Here is a 17,909-nt window from a genome sequence, read left to right as displayed (position 1 = left end):
AGTTTTTTAGAATCCCAGAGGGACGTAATATTTATAGAAATTTATAGATGATGAGATATAACCCCATCGGGGTGAAATATAAAAATAAAGAAACGTAAATGATGTCGCTCCGCTGGAGCTTTACAAACGTTATAATTAATTGGCTATAAGTATAACACTCCGCTGGAGTTTTTTAGAGTCCCAGAGGGACGTAATATTTATAGACAAAATTATAAAACGATTATAGAACGCGGAAAACTATGGTTTATAATAAAAAGCATTACGACACTTTTCTTAAAAAAGTCTTTTCTAAATTTACATGCGTATTCTGCATTGCTTTTTCGTTTTTATAATCAATCCATTTCTGACCTTTTACTTTTCGCATTAAAATATCGAAATGGCGCATAATAAAAATATTATAAGCCGCTTTAGATAAGTTCACAATACTTTTAGGAAAAGAGCGTAAACTCATAGAAAATCCCGGAGTTAAATACTTCATATAATGCCAGTAACCTTCCGGCATATATAACATTTCGCCATGTTTTAGATTTGTGATAAAACCTTGGGCATTTTCAAGAGCAGGGAATTTTTCATAATCGGGATTATCAAAATCAATGTCTTCTCTGGAAATCAAAGCATGCGGAACCTTGTACATATACTTCGACTGATCCGGTGCAAAAAGCATACATTGTTTTTCACCATGAAAATGGAAATGCAAAATATTCGAATAATCAATATCATAATGCATGAATACTCTTGAGTTTTCACCGCCAAAAAACAACATTGGTAATTGCTTGACTAATCTTAAACCAATATCCGGCCACAAAAAATCACTCTTTAAAGTGGGAACCTCCTTCATTAAATTATAAAGAAAGATGCGGTAATTAGTAGGTTTCGACTCTAATAAATTAATATAATCGCCCATTTTCATTTTAGTATGCGCTTCATTAAAGCCATCTTCATGATTAACAGGTCTATTGTCGTATAAAGGAACGATAGTATCGCCGGCGATTTCTTTGATATAACGTAATTTCCATTTATGATAAGCTGGCCAGTCTTCGGTTAGCTCTTCAATAACAACGGGAATTTGCTTTTTGACATATTGGGAAATAAAATCAGATTTCGAGATCTTTTTTACCCTTTGGATTTGTTGTAACTTCATCTCTTTGAAATAAAAAAATTGCTTATAGCTCAGTGCTACAAGCAATTTAAAAATTGTCGTCGAGAAATATTAACTCATTTAATTAAATTTTTGCTTTAATCGAAGCTTCAAGGTTTCTTTCAATCGTATGTCCCGGTCTTGACCATCTTGGTTTTTCACCAAGCGTAGTAAATTGAGAATCCACAGCTTCTACTGTTTGAGGTTGTGAAACCTTAACAAATGGCTTTTGCGGAATCAATCCTAATAACTCAAACATTTTCATATCTTCCTGAACATCAGGATTTGGCGTTGTAAGCAATTTGTCACCTGCAAAAATAGAATTCGCACCGGCAAAAAAGCACATTGCCTGACCTTCGCGGCTCATATTAGTTCTTCCGGCAGATAAACGAACCTGCGTATCCGGCATTATGATTCTTGTTGTAGCAACCATTCTAATCATTTCCCAGATCTCAACAGGTTTTTCTTCTTCCATCGGAGTTCCTTCAACAGCAACCAAAGCATTAATTGGTACAGATTCCGGTTGTGGATTTAAAGTCGAAAGTGCTACAAGCATTCCCGCTCTGTCTTCAATACTTTCTCCCATCCCGATAATTCCTCCGCTGCAAACCGTAACATTCGTTTTACGAACATTTTCAATAGTCTGTAAACGATCTTCAAAACCACGAGTCGAAATCACATCTTTATAATATTCTTCAGATGTATCTAAATTGTGATTGTAAGCATATAAACCAGCTTCTGCCAGACGTTGCGCCTGATTTTCGGTAATCATACCTAAAGTACAACAAACCTCCATATCCAGTTTATTAATGGTACGAACCATTTCTAAAACCTGATCGAACTCTTCGCCATCTTTTACATTTCTCCACGCGGCGCCCATACAAACACGCGATGATCCGCTGGATTTTGCACGCAAAGCCTGAGCTTTAACCTGACTTACACTCATTAAATCATTTCCTTCAACTCCTGTGTTATAACGCGCAGCTTGCGGGCAATAACCACAATCTTCAGGACATCCTCCCGTTTTGATCGAAAGCAAAGTAGATACCTGAACAACGTTAGGATCGTGCTTTTGTCTGTGTATTGTTGCTGCTTCATAAAGCAGGTCCATCAAAGGTTTATTATATATGGCGATTATCTCGTCTTTAGTCCAGTTGTGTTTTGTAATGCTCATTGATACATTGTTTTTGAGAATCAAAAGTAATTAAATTGTTTTAATCACCAAACGTTGAATTTTGTAAATGATTTTTTAAGAGATATTCTAAAAATCAAAAACACCCTAAAAGCATAGATTTGTGATTATGATTTAGGGTGTTTTTGTTTATTTTTATTCTGAAAAATTAATCGGCTATATATTTATTGTTCCAATACAACATCATCATTAAAGTAACAATGACCGATGATGCAAGTCCTTCAAAAAGCAGACAAATACAATAGGTTGGTACAGATGGATCTCCGCCAAACATAAAAGTTTTAGAAAGCGTTTCTACATAAGCATCGCCACCTTTGGTATAACTGTAAATTAATAATCCGAGCACGCTTAACGAAACTCCAACTACAGATGTTGTCATTGCAGAAACCGCATTTGATACAAAATTAGTTTCACCTTCCTTCAGATTCATTTGCATCGTTCTGTTTACACCATAAAAGATAAAAAATACATTTAGAGTTCTCAGGTAAAATAAATGGGAAAGTCCTAATAAACTCATCAATAAAAAATAAATGCCTATTCCGAGGAAAATCAAAAAACCGTTGGTAATTTCTTTAGGTAAATTCATAGTGGTTATTTTTAGAGAAGTTAATATTTAAATCTTTGATAAACAGAGTTCTATATCAAATTTACAGAAAAAATAGCTACGATGATTTAAAAGTAGAGGAAAAGAATAATGATTAGAAAAGTAACAAGGAAGAACACGGATATTTTTTTTAAAATTATTACCGAAAAAGTATATTCGCGACGGGATATTGTCATTAATTTAAGAAAAAATCAATAATGTTATGCCAAATAATCTCTCGCAAATAGCACTCTCAATTCAACGGAGGAGAAATCTCCGTAAGTAACTCCGTAATCAGAATCCAATCTTTGTCGAGCTTCTTGATGAGATTTCTCCTTCGTCGAAATGACAAGATTGTGTTTAAACTTAGCGTCTTTGCGAGATTGTAAATGCATTTCGTTTATTTCAAATACGTTTTAGCCTAAATAAAAAATATCTCGGAGAGATTAAATGTTGGTAGAAAATAATTAGAAATAACAATTTTTGTCCCATCGGGCAATGTCATTAAGTTAAGCTTTTAAAAAATAAAATTATTACAAATCAAATCCGTTTTTATCAGCGTTTTTACGAAGTAAATCTGTTTTATCCGCGTCAAAAATTAGACGCTGATTTTACTGATTCTCTAAAGCGAAAACGCTGATAAAAACGGATTTTTCTAATTGCTTTCTTGATTAAACTGTTAAGTAATTTTATATATTTCCCCTTAACTTAATGACATTGCCCATCGGGACTATCCCATTTTTTTTTACAATCTGCTCACAAATGCCAAAGCATCTTTATTTATGCTTGTTATTTGGTTTACTACAATTCTTAAATCGATATTTAATAATCATCTTAAAATTTTGTATTTTTGATTAATGAATAATAAAGGGCAAATAGAACAGAGTTTTATTATTGACAAATTGACGGATTCAATCTTAAATACAATTTCAGGCGATAGTTTTCAAACTGAAGTGAGTCGCATTACAAGTGTTGATTTGAAAACTATTATAAAGAAAAATGGTTGGAATTTTGATTGGAAATCTGAATTTAAAGATATACAAAAGGAAGTATACAAACTTACGATTGTAAATAATTCAAATATAATTCAAGGAGCATTAAGTATAACGATTGAAGAAGATCATGTTTATATGAATCTTCTCGAAAGTTCTCCTTTTAATATTGGTAAAAATAAGCTTTACGAAGGGGTTTCGGGAAATTTAGTTGCTTTTGCTTGTAAAGTTTCATTTCAAAAAGGGCTTGATGGATTCGTCGCATTTACATCCAAAACAAATTTAATTAAACATTATGAGGAAAGTTTAGGTGCTTTTCATTTTAAAAATCAAAGAATGATTATTGAGACCGAAGCATCAAAAAAATTAGTAAAAAGATATTTTAAATCATAAAATTATGAATTTTATAAAAGAACCTAAAGGTGTAGATTTTGTAATACAAAGTCCACCATTAACAGAAAAGGAAAAAATTGAAATCAGCGAATTTATAGCTAGTAGAAAAGCTAAAAAAGATGTTGAGACCAGAAGTGCTAAACCAAAAGGCGTTAAAAAAATAAATGACTAATAAAATGATTCCTGTAATTTTTACAATCTGCTCACAAATGCCAAAGCATCTTTTTTATCCTGATTTAATTGAGCTTTAAGTAAATCCAATGAACCGAATTTTTGTTCTTCTCGAAGATATTGCAATAACGAAACTTCGATTTTTTGACCGTAAATATCTGCATCAAAATCAAATAAGTTCACTTCGATAGTTTGGTTTTGTCCGTTTACAGTAGGATTAAATCCAATGTTCATCATCCCGAAAACTTCCTTTTCGCCAACTAAAGCTTTTACGGCATAAACACCAATTTTTGGAATTAGCTTATATTCTTCTTCAATTTTTATATTAGCCGTTGGGAAACCAATAGTTCTTCCTAATTGTTTTCCTTTTACAACTTCGCCAGATAAAAAATAAGAATAACCCAAATATTCATTGGCAAGAGCCATATTTCCTTCGTTTAAAGCCTTTCTAACTTTAGTAGAACTTACCGAAACATCCTGAATTTCCTCAGCCGAAATCTGTTCCACTTCAAAACCATATTCAGCTCCAAAAGCAATTAAATCATCAATATTAGCCGTCCTGTTTCTTCCAAAACGATGATCGTGACCAATAATTATTTTCTGAATATGAAATTGATCCACTAAAATAGAATGTACAAATTCTTCAGCTGTTAATCGGGAGAAACTTTCGTTAAACGGATGAATCACAAGGTTTTCAATTCCTGTTGCTTCCAGAAGTTTAGTTTTTTCAGCAATAGTATTTAATAATTTTATTTCTGATTTTTCCTGTAATACCATTCTTGGATGCGGAAAAAAAGTAAGTACTAAACTTTCGTATTTTCCGTTTTCAGTATTTTGAGTAATTCGTTCAAGAATTTTTTTATGACCAATATGTACGCCGTCAAAGGTGCCAAGAGTTAAAATCGTTTTCTTGGTTGACTGAAAATCGTTTATAGAATGAAAGAGCTTCAAAACAAATAATTTAAGATGGTGCAAATTTATACTATCTATTTTAAATTTAATAGTATGCCCAATTGAATTTTGATGTCAATCTGTTTCTTTTTGTGAAAATGAAGTAACTCGTCGATAAAAAAGCATTAATTGTCGTATATATGTAAGAATTTAATTTAATTCGCTTAATTTTGAATCTTTAATCGCCTTCAAGTATGAAAAAAAATCTACTTTTTTTATTTTTTATTTTTTGTTCTGCAACGATTCACGCACAAAGTGATGATTTGTGGCAGAAAGTCAGCGCAAATTCTGTAACCAAAAGAGGAAATTCTTCTGACTCGGAAAGGCTTTATTATAAGCTGAATACAGACTTCTTGAAAAATAAACTTTCGACAACAACTAATAAAACATCAAAAGGCACCGGTACAATAATTACTATTCCAAATTCTGATGGTGTTTTAGAACGATTTACAGTTTGGGAAGCCTCAAATTTTGAACCGGAATTACAGGCAAAATATCCGGAAATCAGAGCGTATGAAGGAAACGGAATTGATGATAAAACCGCAAAAATTCATTTTAGTGTTGCGCCAATTGGATTCCAGACAATGGTGCTGCGTGCTGATAAACCATCTGAATATATCGAGCAAAATCCTGATGATAAAGCTCAATATATGGTATTTGCTAAAAACGATGCAACCTCAAGAAGCTTAACTTGTAAAACTACAGGATTACTTTCGAATAAAAATAAACCATCAACATCAAAAACGACCGCGAGCAATAAAGTTTTTAAAACTTTGAGATTGGCACTTTCGTCTACCGGAGAATATACTGCTTTTTTTGGCGGGACAAAAGCCGGAGCATTAGCCGGAATGAACGCAACCTTGTCAAGAGTTAACGGAGTTTTTAACAGAGATCTTGCCGTACAATTATTATTGATTGCTACTAATGATGCTATTATTTACACAAATCCAGCAACAGATCCATATTCTAACGCCTCTGACGGAACAGCAAATTATCCGGATCGTGATGATATTCAGGTTTGGAATGTTGAAGCGCAAAATACTATAACAAGTGTAATTGGCGAGGCAAATTATGATATCGGACATTTATTTGGAGGTTCCGGAGGCGGAGGTAATGCCGGTTGTATAGGATGTATTTGTGATAGTCCAACATCGTCAAATATTACCGCAAAAGGAAGTGCTTATACATCACCATCAGACGGAAAACCGCAAGGTGATACTTTTGATATTGATTTTGTAGCACATGAGATAGGACATCAATTAGGCGCAACTCATACTTTTTCGTATGGTATTGAAGGAACGGGAACAAACATTGAACCCGGAAGCGGTTCCACGGTTATGGGTTATGCAGGAATCACAGATTATGATGTTCAGGGCAATTCTGACGATTATTTTGCTTTTGCCAGTATTTTACAAATTCAGAATAATCTTGCTTCAAAAACCTGTCCCGTTAGTACCACTATTACTAATAATCCACCAGCCATCAATGCCGGATTAGATTATACAATCCCAATAAGTACGCCATTTATTTTAACCGGAACGGGTTCAGATCCTGAAGGCGCGACCGTTACTTATACTTGGGAACAAAATGATAGTGCAACAACAACTTCAACATCTAATAGTATTGCATATCCCACAAAACCTGATGGTCCGTTGTTTAGATCAATAATTCCCACAAGTTCTCCGGTTCGTTATATGCCAACTTTAAGTACGGTTCTTGAAAATAAACTGACCACAACCTGGGAATCTGTTTCGTCTATTACAAGAACGTTGCATTTTACTTTAACAGGAAGAGATAATGCTGCGCAAGGAACAGCTCAGACAAATACAGATGCAATGGTTGTAAATGTTGTGGCAAGTGCGGGACCATTTACAGTAACTTCTCAAAATGGAAATGATGTTAGCTGGCAATTGGGATCAAGTCAAACAATTACATGGAATGTAAATAACACCAATACTTTGCAAGGTTCTACAACTGTAAATATTAAATTATCAACTGACGGAGGATTAACATTCCCGACAACTTTAGTTTCAAACACAGCAAATGATGGTTCAGAAACAGTTCAGATTCCTACAAGTGTTCCAGCATCGACAAATTGCAGGCTTTTGATCGCGCCAACAGCAAATATTTATTATGCAATAAACAGCAAAGCGTTTGCAGTAGGTTACACGGCTACAACAACTTGTGATTCATATAGTTTTGGAAATAGTTTTACAATACCTTTTCAAACCACTTTTGCAACCAGAACCGTTAATGTTCCAGCTTCAACCGGAACAGTTTCTGATGTTGATGTTTTAGTAAATGTAACGCATGACCGACTTTCGGATCTTGAAATTCAAATGGTAAGTCCAAAAGGAACAATTGTGAACGTTTACAATAGAAGCTGCGGAAATATAAAATCTACACTTGCCCTTCAGTTTGATGATTCAGGAGTTCCGTTAGATTGTTCTCAAACAACAAGTCAAATTGTTGTTCCCTTTGAAGCATTAAGCGCTTTTAATGGCGAAAATCCTCAGGGAACATGGACGTTTAGAGTTCGCGATGCGGTTTCCGGCAACGGAGGAACGATAAACTCGGCATCGGTAAATATTTGCAACCAGACATTTACCTTAGGAACGCCGGATTTAAGTAACGTAGAATTAGTGCTGTATCCTAATCCTAATAAAGGAAACTTTACAATTCAATTTTCAAGTGATTCTATAAACAGAGTTCAGATTTATGTACATGATATTTTAGGAAAACAGATCTATTCTAATTCTTATAATATTACATCTTATTTTAATCAAAACATTGAGCTTTCAGATGTTTCATCAGGATTGTATTTTGTTACCATTATTGATGGCGATCGCAGAACCGTGAAGAAAATAATTATTAATTAATTTTTTTTGCCCACAGGTTTTACTGATTAAACTGATTGTCACAGATTTTATATTGGTAAAGCGTAATATATTTAAATTTTAGCCACGAATTTCACGAATTAGCACTAATTAATTCGTGTAATTCGTGGCTAAAAATAAAACCGGCGTAAACCCGTTTAATCCGTAAAATCTGTGGGCAAAAAATAAATCTAAGAATTCGCCATTGCCATACAAACAATACTAATTTTAGCTCCGGGAATTTTTAATAAAGCTCGTGAACAAGCTTCAAGAGTAGCGCCGGTTGTTAAAACATCGTCGACAATTAAAAAGTGTTTGCGTTGATTTTCTTCTGTAAAAGTCACATCAAAAATATTATCAATATTATCAGATCTTCCTGCCAAATTCTTTTTTGATTGCGTTTTAGAATATTTCTTTCGATATAAAATATTTGTATTATAGCTAATGTTCAAACCTTCGGCGACAGCCAAACCAAAAGTCGTAACCTGATTATAACCGCGTTCCTTAAACTTTTTAGGATGTAAAGGCACAGGAATCACAATATCAAAAGGAGTTTCTAAAACCAGTTCCTTTAAATCCTCGACATACCAATTTCCTAAAACGGTACCAATTTCTTCATGACCTTTGTATTTCAGGTTATGAATAAGTTCCTGAACAATACCTTTTTTGGTAAAATATAAAAGTGCCGATGCATGTTCGATAGCAATTTTGCCGTAAAACTTTTTGACAGCTTCGTTTTTTGGATCTAAATGATATTGTGTCAGCGGCATTTCATGTCGGCAATTAGTACATAAAACAGTTTCGGCAGTAATCAAAATAGTATGACAGCCCGCACAAACTTTAGGGAAAAACAGGTTAATAATATAATTAAACACAAATAGAAAGAATTTAGTTACAAAAATAACGAAATGAATCCTTCAATCTTTGTTATTTTTCTTTTTTTTAATGGGACTTTTTATATTTTTGCATCACTATGGCAAAACAAGAAGATTTATTAAAGAATGTGGTTTCGCACGCAAAAGAGTACGGATTTATTTTTCCGTCAAGCGAAGTATACGATGGATTAAGTGCAGTGTATGATTATGCACAAAATGGTGTCGAATTAAAAAAGAATATCCGTGAATATTGGTGGAAATCAATGGTTCAGATGAACGAGAATATTGTAGGCCTTGATGCTGCAATATTAATGCATCCAACGACTTGGAAAGCTTCAGGCCACGTTGATGCTTTCAATGATCCGTTAATTGATAATAAAGATTCAAAGAAAAGATATAGAGCCGATGTTTTAGTAGAAGATTATGCTGAAAAGTTAAACCTGAAAGCTAAAAAAGAAATTGAAAAAGCAAAAGCTCGTTTTGGAGATGCTTTCAACGAAGAGGAATTTGTAACTACAAATCCAAGAGTAATTGAATATTTAGCTAAAGAAACAGAAATTAGAGAGCGTTTAGGACGTTCTTTAGGAAATGGGGATTTAGAAGATGTAAAAGCTTTAATCGAAGAATTAGAAATTGCTGATCCTGAAACCGGTTCAAGAAACTGGACAGAAGTGCGTCAGTTCAATTTAATGTTCGGAACTAAATTAGGAGCTTCTGCAGATACTGCAATGGATTTATATTTGCGTCCGGAAACGGCTCAGGGTATTTTTGTGAATTTCCTGAACGTACAAAAATCTGGCCGCATGAAAGTTCCTTTTGGAATTGCTCAAACGGGTAAAGCGTTTAGAAATGAAATCGTTGCGAGACAATTTATTTTCCGTATGCGTGAATTTGAACAAATGGAAATGCAATTTTTCGTTCGTCCGGGCGAAGAAATGCAATCTTATGAATACTGGAAAGAAACACGTTTAAAATGGCATTTATCTTTAGGATTAGGAAAAGAGAATTACCGTTTTCACGATCACGAAAAATTAGCACATTATGCAAATGCTGCTGCTGATATCGAGTTTAATTTCCCATTTGGTTTCAAGGAATTAGAAGGAATTCACTCTCGTACCGATTTTGACTTAAAAGCGCACGAAAAATTCTCAGGTAGAAAACTACAATATTTTGATCCGGAACTAAATGAAAATTACGTGCCATATGTAGTTGAAACTTCCGTAGGATTAGACCGTATGTTCCTGGCTGTTTTTGCAACTTCATTAAAAGAAGAAACTCTTGAAGATGGTTCAACAAGAACAGTTTTAAAATTACCATCAGTTTTAGCGCCAACAAAAGCCGCTATTTTACCATTAGTTAAAAAAGACGGATTGCCGGATATCGCCAGAAAAATCATCGAAGATTTAAAATGGGATTTTAGTGTTGCTTATGATGAAAAAGATGCTGTAGGACGTCGTTACAGAAGACAAGATGCTCTGGGAACACCATTTTGTATTACGGTAGATCACCAGACAATCGAAGATGAAACAGTAACAATTCGTCATAGAGATTCAATGAAACAGGATCGTGTTAAGATTTCTGAGTTAAAAGATATTATCGAAAACGAAGTTTCTATGAAAAACTGGTTGATGAAAATGTAAATTTTTTAAACTATTTTATATAAAACCCAAATTCCATATCGGAATTTGGGTTTTTTTTTAATTATAATTATGTATTTTGTCGATGATATTTGCATTTCATCTTTATATTTTAACATTTGTTTATAATGTATTAACAATGAAATGATTGAATAAGTGAAATGCGTATTTTTAATAAGCGATAAAACGTAAAAAATAATTTTTTTCAGGAGTATTGGCAAAACTTAATCGAATAGTTGTCAGGTGTTCACGAAAAATCAATAAAAACAAATATTGAAAAAGTATTCGTATATAATTATTGACGATGATGTTGAAAGTATTTTGGGAACCAAAACAATTGCCAAAGGTTTTTCAGAATTGACTTTTTTGGCTTCGGCTACGAATTATCAATCCGGTTTAGATTTGGTTTTAGAACACAAACCGGCTATTGTTTTTTTAGAAATTGACCCTGAAGATTTGTCCAGTAAACTATCGCTTGAGTTTATAAACGAGCTTCACAGGTTTTTATCCATTTTACCCAAAATAATTATTACGACAAGAAAAAAGGAACTTGCCTTTGAGTCTATTCAATATGGGGTTTTTGATTATTTTTTAAAACCCGTTCAGCCAATAGATTTTATAAAGGCAATTTTGAAAGTCAAAAAAAAATTCTCAGAAACTAATTCTGAAATAAGAAGCGAAAATAGTACTTCGGCGCTTCCTTTTGTACAAACTCCGCAATTTATAGAGAAACCACTTATTATATGTATCAAATCATATGGAGATTATCGGTATATCAATTCTAATGATATTTGTTATTTTCAGGCAGATAATAATTCAACAGATATTTTCCTGAATTCCGGCGATATGATCACTGCTTTTAAAACATTAAAGCATTTTGAAGCTATTTTATCGCATCCGTTTGTTCGAATTCATAATAGTTATATTATCAATAAAAATTACATTTCGAGAATTCATAACGGGAACTCAGTTTGTTACATAAAAAACTCTTCAAAAAAGATTCCATTTTCTAAAACCTACAAATCAAATGTCGATTTAATTATAGCTGATTTTTCTATAGGAAATTACTTAGAAGTCTAATAATTAAGCATTTACATTAATTTAACGCCCATTGACTATCAATTGGGCATGATCTACCACAAACCTCTTTTTTTGTATAAATTTTCTTTGAATTTGGAATTAGTTTTACACCATGATTCGCACAAAGCGATGATTCTCCAAAACTTAAATCAAAAATTTAATATCCCAAATCATGAAAAAAGTAGCTTTAACATTCGCATTAATTTCTACTGTAATAGTAGCAACTTCATTTGAAACTCCACAAACAAATTCTTCTTCAGATAATAATCAAAAATTTGCTATGCATGCAGATGGTGATATTGGAGGAGATAATGTTTCTACTGGTAGAAATCAAGGAAGAAAACTTGACTTTAGCAGTAATATAAAAATTGAATCTAAAATTAATCTTAATCAATCTGAAGGGTTTCGTGAAGATAGACAATCACAAGGAAAAACTATAAAATTAGATTAACTTAGTAAAAGAGTAAGTTGTAATAAAAAAGCTGTCAAATTTTGACAGCTTTTTTATTACAACTAGTTTTAGTATTTTTGATAAATTCAAAAATATACCTTGATAAAATCTTCTCAAATATTATTATTTTTAATTCTCATTTTTTTTGGTTGTACTAAAAAAACTTTTTTTGATCAATCTGTAATTTCGTCAAAAGATAGTCTCAAAGCATATTTATCTTTAGCTAATGATATAAATTTAACCTTTGATTTAAAACAAAAATACAATCAAAAAGCATTAGACATTATTCTAAATCAGGATAATGATTCAATCAATAGAGTTAATCTTTTTAAAGTTGCCAATCGATATTACAATATGAACGATCTAAAGTCATATCGTGAAATATCAAAATTAATATTAAAACGTTCAATAAGCAGCAAAGACTCTGTAAGTACTGCAAAAGCGTATACTTATCTGGGCGATTATTATAGTTCACAAGCAATCTCAGATAGTGCATTTATGAGTTTATTTAAAGCAGAAAAGCTTTATGTAAGAATAAATGATCAATATAATTTAGCTAAAACATTTTTAAGCAAAGCAAGTCTTCAATATAATCACGGTGATTTTTTTGAAAGTGAAATTGCTGTTTTTAAAGCACTAAGTATTTTAAAAAGACAAAAAAATGTAAGTGACCAACTTTATGAATGTTATAATCTTTTAGGGATTTTGTACAGTGATAGAGAAGAATATGATAAATCACTAGAATTTCATAACAAAGCTTTAGATGTTTTGACGGATAAAACTATTCCTGCGGAACTTCAATTAAAAGCAACTTCGTTGAACAATATTGGATTCGTTTACATTAGTATGCGTAAATATGGAAAAGCAAAAATCTATTTTCAAAAAGGTTTAGAAGAAAATAACCTGTTCAAGGAGAAAATAGTTTTATATGCTATGTTAGTAGATAATTTAGCTTATTCCAGATTTAAATTGAAGGAATCTAACGGATTACCGGATCTGTTTTTTAAATCACTGAAAATTAGAGATAGTTTAGGATTAAAATCAGGTATCGTATCTAATAAAATCCATTTATCAGAATATTATGCCTTTAAAAAAGATACTTTCAGGGCAATTCAATTCTCAAAACAAGCTTTGATTTTGTCCCGTACTTCCAGTAAATTAAATAATACGTTAGAAGCATTACAACAATTAGCGATTGTTGATATCAAAAATGCATCAGGTTATTCCAGGGAATATATTCGGCTTAATGACAAAATGTTGAAATCAGAGAGAAATATGGGCGAAAAATTCTCCCGTATTGAATATGAAACCAACGAAATCAAAGATCAGAATTCAAATCTGCAGGAAAAAAATAAAACTTTAATTTATATTTTTAGCATTTGCACTTTAATAGGTTTGTTTTTCTATGTTTATAAAACACAACAGGCAAAAAACAGGGAATTACTTTTTAAGCAACAACAACAAATTGCAAACGAGGATATTTATAATTTGATGATTTCCCAGCAAAACGATATTGAACTTACGCGTATTAGAGAAAAGAAAAAAGTAGCGCAGGATTTGCATGATGGCGTTTTAGGCAGAATGTTTGGAGTCAGGATTAGTTTAGACAGTCTTGACAAAGTAGATGAAGCAGATGCAGCTCCAAAACGAAAAAAATATTTAACAGAACTAAAAAATATTGAACAGGATATTCGTGAAATTTCACACGATCTAAATAGAGAGAAATCCGAATTAATTAATAATTTTATTGCGATTTTAAACAACTTGTTCGAAGATCAGCAAAATACTTATGATTCAAAATTAATTACTTCTTTTGATTCTAATATTAAGTGGGATTTAGTAAGTAATACCGTTAAAATTAATTTATACAGAATTGTTCAGGAAGCGCTTCAAAATTGTAATAAATATGCAGATGCAAATACAATCATCATTGAGTTTAAAAGCGAAATAGATCATTTAGTGGTGTCAATTTATGATGATGGAGTGGGTTTTAATACCAAAAAAACAAAAAATGGCATAGGATTACATAATATACAATACAGAGCCGCAGAATGTAAAGGTACAGTTGCCATAAAATCTGCCAAAGGAGAAGGAACCCTTCTTGTAATTAAAATCCCAATAGATCAGAAAATTAACCTACACAATACATGATAATTGACTCCAATGCTACAGACCATCAATTAATTAAAAAAAACATATTAATTGTTGATGATCATCCTTTTATTATCGAAGGATATAAAAATGCAATAACGCGTTATAATCCTAAACAATATGAATTTTTAATAATGCAGGCTCATGATTGTAAATCAGGTTATGATTTAATTCAGGACGAGAAAACTCCTGATTTTGATGTAGCATTTTTAGACATTAGTATGCCGGCTTATGAGGAAAAAGATATTTTTTCAGGCGAAGATTTGGCAAAGCTAATTTTAAATAAAATGCCAAACTGCAAAGTTATTTTATTAACGATGTACACAGAATTATTAAAAATCAAAACAATTATCAGAACCATAAAACCCAATGGATTGGTTATTAAAAATGATCTTACTTTTGATGAATTACTTTATGCTTTTGATAAAGTGATGAAAAATGACAAATATTACAGTCAGTCAGTTCAAAAAATACTTGATCAGTCAACTCATAATTCAATTGAAATTGATGAGTTTGATAAACAGATTTTATTTCATTTATCAAAAGGAACCATTATTGAAAATATGCCACAATACATTCCGATTTCATTAAACGCAATTCAAAAACGTAAAGTAAGCCTGAAAGAATTACTCAAAGTAAAAGGTTCTGATGAAGAATTAGTAAAAGAAGCCAAAAGCAAAGGGCTTTTTTAATTAAATTCCAAAACAGAAAAATTCCAAATTCCAATACGTAATGAGCATTGGAATTTGGAATTTTTTATTTGGAATTTTTAAAATTTATTCCGTTAAAGCATCCCAACCACGAGCTTTTAAAGGAATCTGCGTATTGGCACGGGTCACTAAATTTATACCTTCGCTTTCATCAGCCATATGACCAATAACAGAGAAATTGGGATTTCCTTTTATCTTATCAAAATCATTAATGTCGATTGTAAATAACAATTCATAATCTTCACCGCCATTAATTGCAACCGTTGTGCTATCAATATTAAACTCTTCACAAGTCGAAATAAATTGCGGATCTAACGGAAGTTTGTCTTCATATAAGTTGCAACCCACTTTTGATTGTTTGCACAAATGAATAATTTCAGATGATAATCCATCAGAAATATCAATCATCGAAGTAGGCTTAATTTCAAGCGCGTGTAATAAAGTACGAACATCTTTTCGGGCTTCAGGTTTTAACTGACGTTCGATTAAATAACTGTACATATCAAGATCAGGCTGACTATTTGGGTTCACCTGATAAACTTGTTTTTCACGTTCTAAAACCTGTAATCCCATATATGCTGCGCCAATATCTCCGGTTACAACAAGTAAATCCGTTTGTTTGGCACCATTTCTATAAACGATTTCCTCTGCGTCAGCCTCACCAATTGCAGTAATGCTAATAATTAATCCTTTTTGAGATGAGGTCGTGTCTCCGCCAATAACGTCAACTTTATATTCTTTTGCAGCGTGAGTAATCCCTGCAAACAATTCTTCTAAGGCTTCAAGTGGGAAACGGTTAGAAACCGCCACAGAAACCGTTATTTGAGTTGGTCTGGCATTCATAGCACAAATGTCAGATATATTGACAACAACAGATTTATATCCTAAATGTTTTAATGGCATATATGCCAAATCAAAATGCACGCCTTCGATTAGTAAATCAGTAGAAACCACTACTTTTTTATCCTTAAAATCTAGAACAGCAGCATCATCGCCGATACTTTTTAAAGTAGATTCCTGAGTAACATCAAAATTTTTAGTTAAATGTTCAATCAGGCCAAATTCACCTAATTGCGCTATACTGGTACGTTGCGGATTTTTATCTTCGATCATTTCTTTTTAAGTTCCAAAGTTTGTAAGGCGCAAAGGTACAAAGGTTTTATCGAATTAATGGGAAGTTATGTCTGAAGGCTTTATTTATGTGTAAAGAAAGGCTTCTTTATATAGCGTCTGGCAAAACCCGACAGTTTTAAAAACCTGTCGGGTTTAGATTGCGCTTAGCCATTAAAAAAGGTTTTTGCAATTTTATACCCAGTGGTGCACACATTTGTAGCGGCGCACAGCAGTGCGTCTGTCTCTTAATATTTCCTGATTTTCTTTTTTTAGAAACAACATTTTTTCGGATCTTTAAAAGATATAAAAAGCAAATTATGAAAACATTTGATATAATTACTTTAACCGTAAATCCTTCAGTAGATAAAAGTACCCATTTTGCAGGCTTAATTGCTGAACAGAAAATAAGATGCAAAGAACCACAATTTGATGCTGGCGGTGGCGGAATAAATGTTTCTAAAGCTATTTCACGCTTACGCGGAAGTTCATTAGCAATCTTCACTTCGGGCGGACCGGTTGGCGAAATGTTGAAAGATTTAGTAAAAAAAGAAGCAGTAGATTTTGAAGCCATAGAAACAGAAACCGCAACAAGAGAAAATTTTATTGCGGTGGATGATAATACGAATTCCCAATATCGTTTCGGATTTACCGGAGATGTTTTATCAGATTCTGAAATTGAAAAAATCTTAGAAACGATTTCAAATCTAAAACCAAAATTCCTAGTAGCAAGCGGAAGTTTAAACGAAGGTTTATCAACCGATTTTTATCAAAAAGTAGCCGAAATTGCCAAGAAATCTAATTCAAAATTAATTGTAGATACATCTGGAGAAGCTTTACAGAAAGTTCTTGAAACCGGAGCATATCTAATAAAACCAAATGTGGGTGAGTTGGCAAAATTAGTTGGAGTTGAACGCCTTGAAATGGAAGAAGTCAATGAAGCTGCCAAAAAAATAATCGCAAAAGGCGGAGCCGAAATTGTGGTAGTTTCTCTTGGACCTCAAGGCGCAGTTTTAGTCACCAAAGATGATTATGAATATGTTCCTGCACCAAATGTTGCCAAAAAAAGTACCGTTGGAGCCGGAGATAGTATGGTGGGCGGAATGGTTTGGGCAATTTCTCAAAACAAAAGCCTGAAAGAAGTGATTCGCTGGGGAGTCGCCTGTGGATCTGCCGCAACAATGAACGAAGGAACGCAATTATTTAAATATGAAGATGCACATCGTTTGTTTGAATGGTTAAAAAATAAGTAAATTGAGAGATTCTGCATAACGTATTAAACCCGACAGGTTTTTAAAACCTGTCGGGTTTGGCTTGCGATGAACAACTATCCGTAAAGATTTAATGTAGAGGCGGATTTGTCTTATGCGTAGTAATTACACAACGTAAACCCGACAGGTTTTAAAAACCTGTGGGGTTTGGCTTGCGATGAAACTAATCCGTAAAGATTTAATGTAGATGCGCACAGCAGTGTGTTTTATACGTAGTAATTACACAACGTAAACCCGACAGGTTTTAAAAACATAAGTGTTCGGAAGATATTTTAAGTTGTATTAAATAGTGGTGATTTACTGGGATCTCCATCGCAGATTACCACTA

At 32.8% G+C, this 17,909-nt stretch carries 15 protein-coding genes; 9 read left to right on the top strand and 6 right to left on the bottom strand.

Annotation, left to right across the window (positions count from 1 at the left end):
- Window positions 1-259: 259 nt before the first annotated feature.
- The 3 genes from ACHZDT_RS16360 to ACHZDT_RS16350 form a co-directional block, all read right to left on the bottom strand.
- Entirely contained in the window at window positions 260-1,141 is an 882-nt protein-coding gene (locus ACHZDT_RS16360) for a cupin-like domain-containing protein (protein ID WP_394775694.1), read from the bottom strand.
- 82 nt (window positions 1,142-1,223) lie between these two features.
- Window positions 1,224-2,312, bottom strand: a complete 1,089-nt coding sequence (bioB, locus tag ACHZDT_RS16355) for a biotin synthase BioB (RefSeq protein ID WP_394775693.1) — start codon at window positions 2,310-2,312, stop codon at window positions 1,224-1,226.
- A gap of 166 nt (window positions 2,313-2,478) precedes the next feature.
- Window positions 2,479-2,916, bottom strand: coding sequence for a hypothetical protein (locus ACHZDT_RS16350; protein WP_394775692.1), 438 nt, complete (start codon window positions 2,914-2,916; stop codon window positions 2,479-2,481).
- 854 nt (window positions 2,917-3,770) lie between these two features.
- Here ACHZDT_RS16350 and ACHZDT_RS16345 point away from each other — a divergent pair.
- Complete coding sequence (locus ACHZDT_RS16345; protein ID WP_394775691.1) at window positions 3,771-4,298, top strand: hypothetical protein; 528 nt, start codon at window positions 3,771-3,773, stop codon at window positions 4,296-4,298.
- A gap of 4 nt (window positions 4,299-4,302) precedes the next feature.
- Entirely contained in the window at window positions 4,303-4,470 is a 168-nt protein-coding gene (locus ACHZDT_RS16340; protein ID WP_394775690.1) for a hypothetical protein, read from the top strand.
- A gap of 20 nt (window positions 4,471-4,490) precedes the next feature.
- On the opposite strand, the gene ACHZDT_RS16335 is transcribed toward ACHZDT_RS16340, so the two are convergent.
- Complete coding sequence (locus ACHZDT_RS16335; protein ID WP_394775689.1) at window positions 4,491-5,420, bottom strand: bifunctional riboflavin kinase/FAD synthetase; 930 nt, start codon at window positions 5,418-5,420, stop codon at window positions 4,491-4,493.
- Window positions 5,421-5,614: 194 nt separating this feature from the next.
- Here ACHZDT_RS16335 and ACHZDT_RS16330 point away from each other — a divergent pair, with 194 nt between their 5' ends.
- Window positions 5,615-8,299, top strand: coding sequence for a reprolysin-like metallopeptidase (locus ACHZDT_RS16330; RefSeq protein WP_394775688.1), 2,685 nt, complete (start codon window positions 5,615-5,617; stop codon window positions 8,297-8,299).
- A gap of 188 nt (window positions 8,300-8,487) precedes the next feature.
- On the opposite strand, the gene ACHZDT_RS16325 is transcribed toward ACHZDT_RS16330, so the two are convergent.
- Window positions 8,488-9,171, bottom strand: a complete 684-nt coding sequence (locus ACHZDT_RS16325) for a ComF family protein (protein WP_394775687.1) — start codon at window positions 9,169-9,171, stop codon at window positions 8,488-8,490.
- A gap of 98 nt (window positions 9,172-9,269) precedes the next feature.
- Between ACHZDT_RS16325 and ACHZDT_RS16320 the strand changes: the two genes are divergently transcribed.
- The 5 genes from ACHZDT_RS16320 to ACHZDT_RS16300 all read left to right on the top strand — a co-directional run bounded on the left by ACHZDT_RS16320 (window position 9,270) and on the right by ACHZDT_RS16300 (window position 15,182).
- Window positions 9,270-10,811, top strand: a complete 1,542-nt coding sequence (locus ACHZDT_RS16320) for a glycine--tRNA ligase (protein WP_394775686.1) — start codon at window positions 9,270-9,272, stop codon at window positions 10,809-10,811.
- A gap of 270 nt (window positions 10,812-11,081) precedes the next feature.
- Window positions 11,082-11,888 carry a LytR/AlgR family response regulator transcription factor gene (locus ACHZDT_RS16315; RefSeq protein ID WP_394775685.1) on the top strand — a complete coding sequence of 269 codons (807 nt, stop codon included), beginning with the start codon at window positions 11,082-11,084 and terminating at the stop codon, window positions 11,886-11,888.
- A 172-nt stretch (window positions 11,889-12,060) separates the two neighbouring features.
- Window positions 12,061-12,339, top strand: a complete 279-nt coding sequence (locus ACHZDT_RS16310; RefSeq protein ID WP_394775684.1) for a hypothetical protein — start codon at window positions 12,061-12,063, stop codon at window positions 12,337-12,339.
- Between the two features lie 99 nt (window positions 12,340-12,438).
- Window positions 12,439-14,490, top strand: a complete 2,052-nt coding sequence (locus ACHZDT_RS16305) for an ATP-binding protein (RefSeq protein ID WP_394775683.1) — start codon at window positions 12,439-12,441, stop codon at window positions 14,488-14,490.
- A complete protein-coding gene (locus tag ACHZDT_RS16300; RefSeq protein ID WP_394775682.1) occupies window positions 14,487-15,182 on the top strand; it encodes a response regulator in 696 nt (231 codons plus the stop codon). The genes ACHZDT_RS16305 and ACHZDT_RS16300 overlap by 4 nt, the downstream gene beginning before the upstream one ends.
- Window positions 15,183-15,266: 84 nt before the next feature.
- On the opposite strand, the gene thiL is transcribed toward ACHZDT_RS16300, so the two are convergent.
- The gene (thiL, locus tag ACHZDT_RS16295; protein WP_394775681.1) at window positions 15,267-16,313 is read right to left on the bottom strand and encodes a thiamine-phosphate kinase; all 1,047 of its coding nucleotides are present in this window, start codon (window positions 16,311-16,313) and stop codon (window positions 15,267-15,269) included.
- A gap of 317 nt (window positions 16,314-16,630) precedes the next feature.
- On the opposite strand from thiL, the gene ACHZDT_RS16290 reads away from it, so the two are divergent.
- A complete protein-coding gene (locus tag ACHZDT_RS16290) occupies window positions 16,631-17,563 on the top strand; it encodes a 1-phosphofructokinase family hexose kinase (RefSeq protein WP_394775680.1) in 933 nt (310 codons plus the stop codon).
- Window positions 17,564-17,909: the final 346 nt, after the last annotated feature.

Source organism: Flavobacterium sp. (assembly GCF_043722275.1).
Lineage (GTDB): Bacteria > Bacteroidota > Bacteroidia > Flavobacteriales > Flavobacteriaceae > Flavobacterium.
Note: the sequence above shows the minus strand (reverse complement) of the source record. Positions and strands in the feature narration are given on the sequence as shown.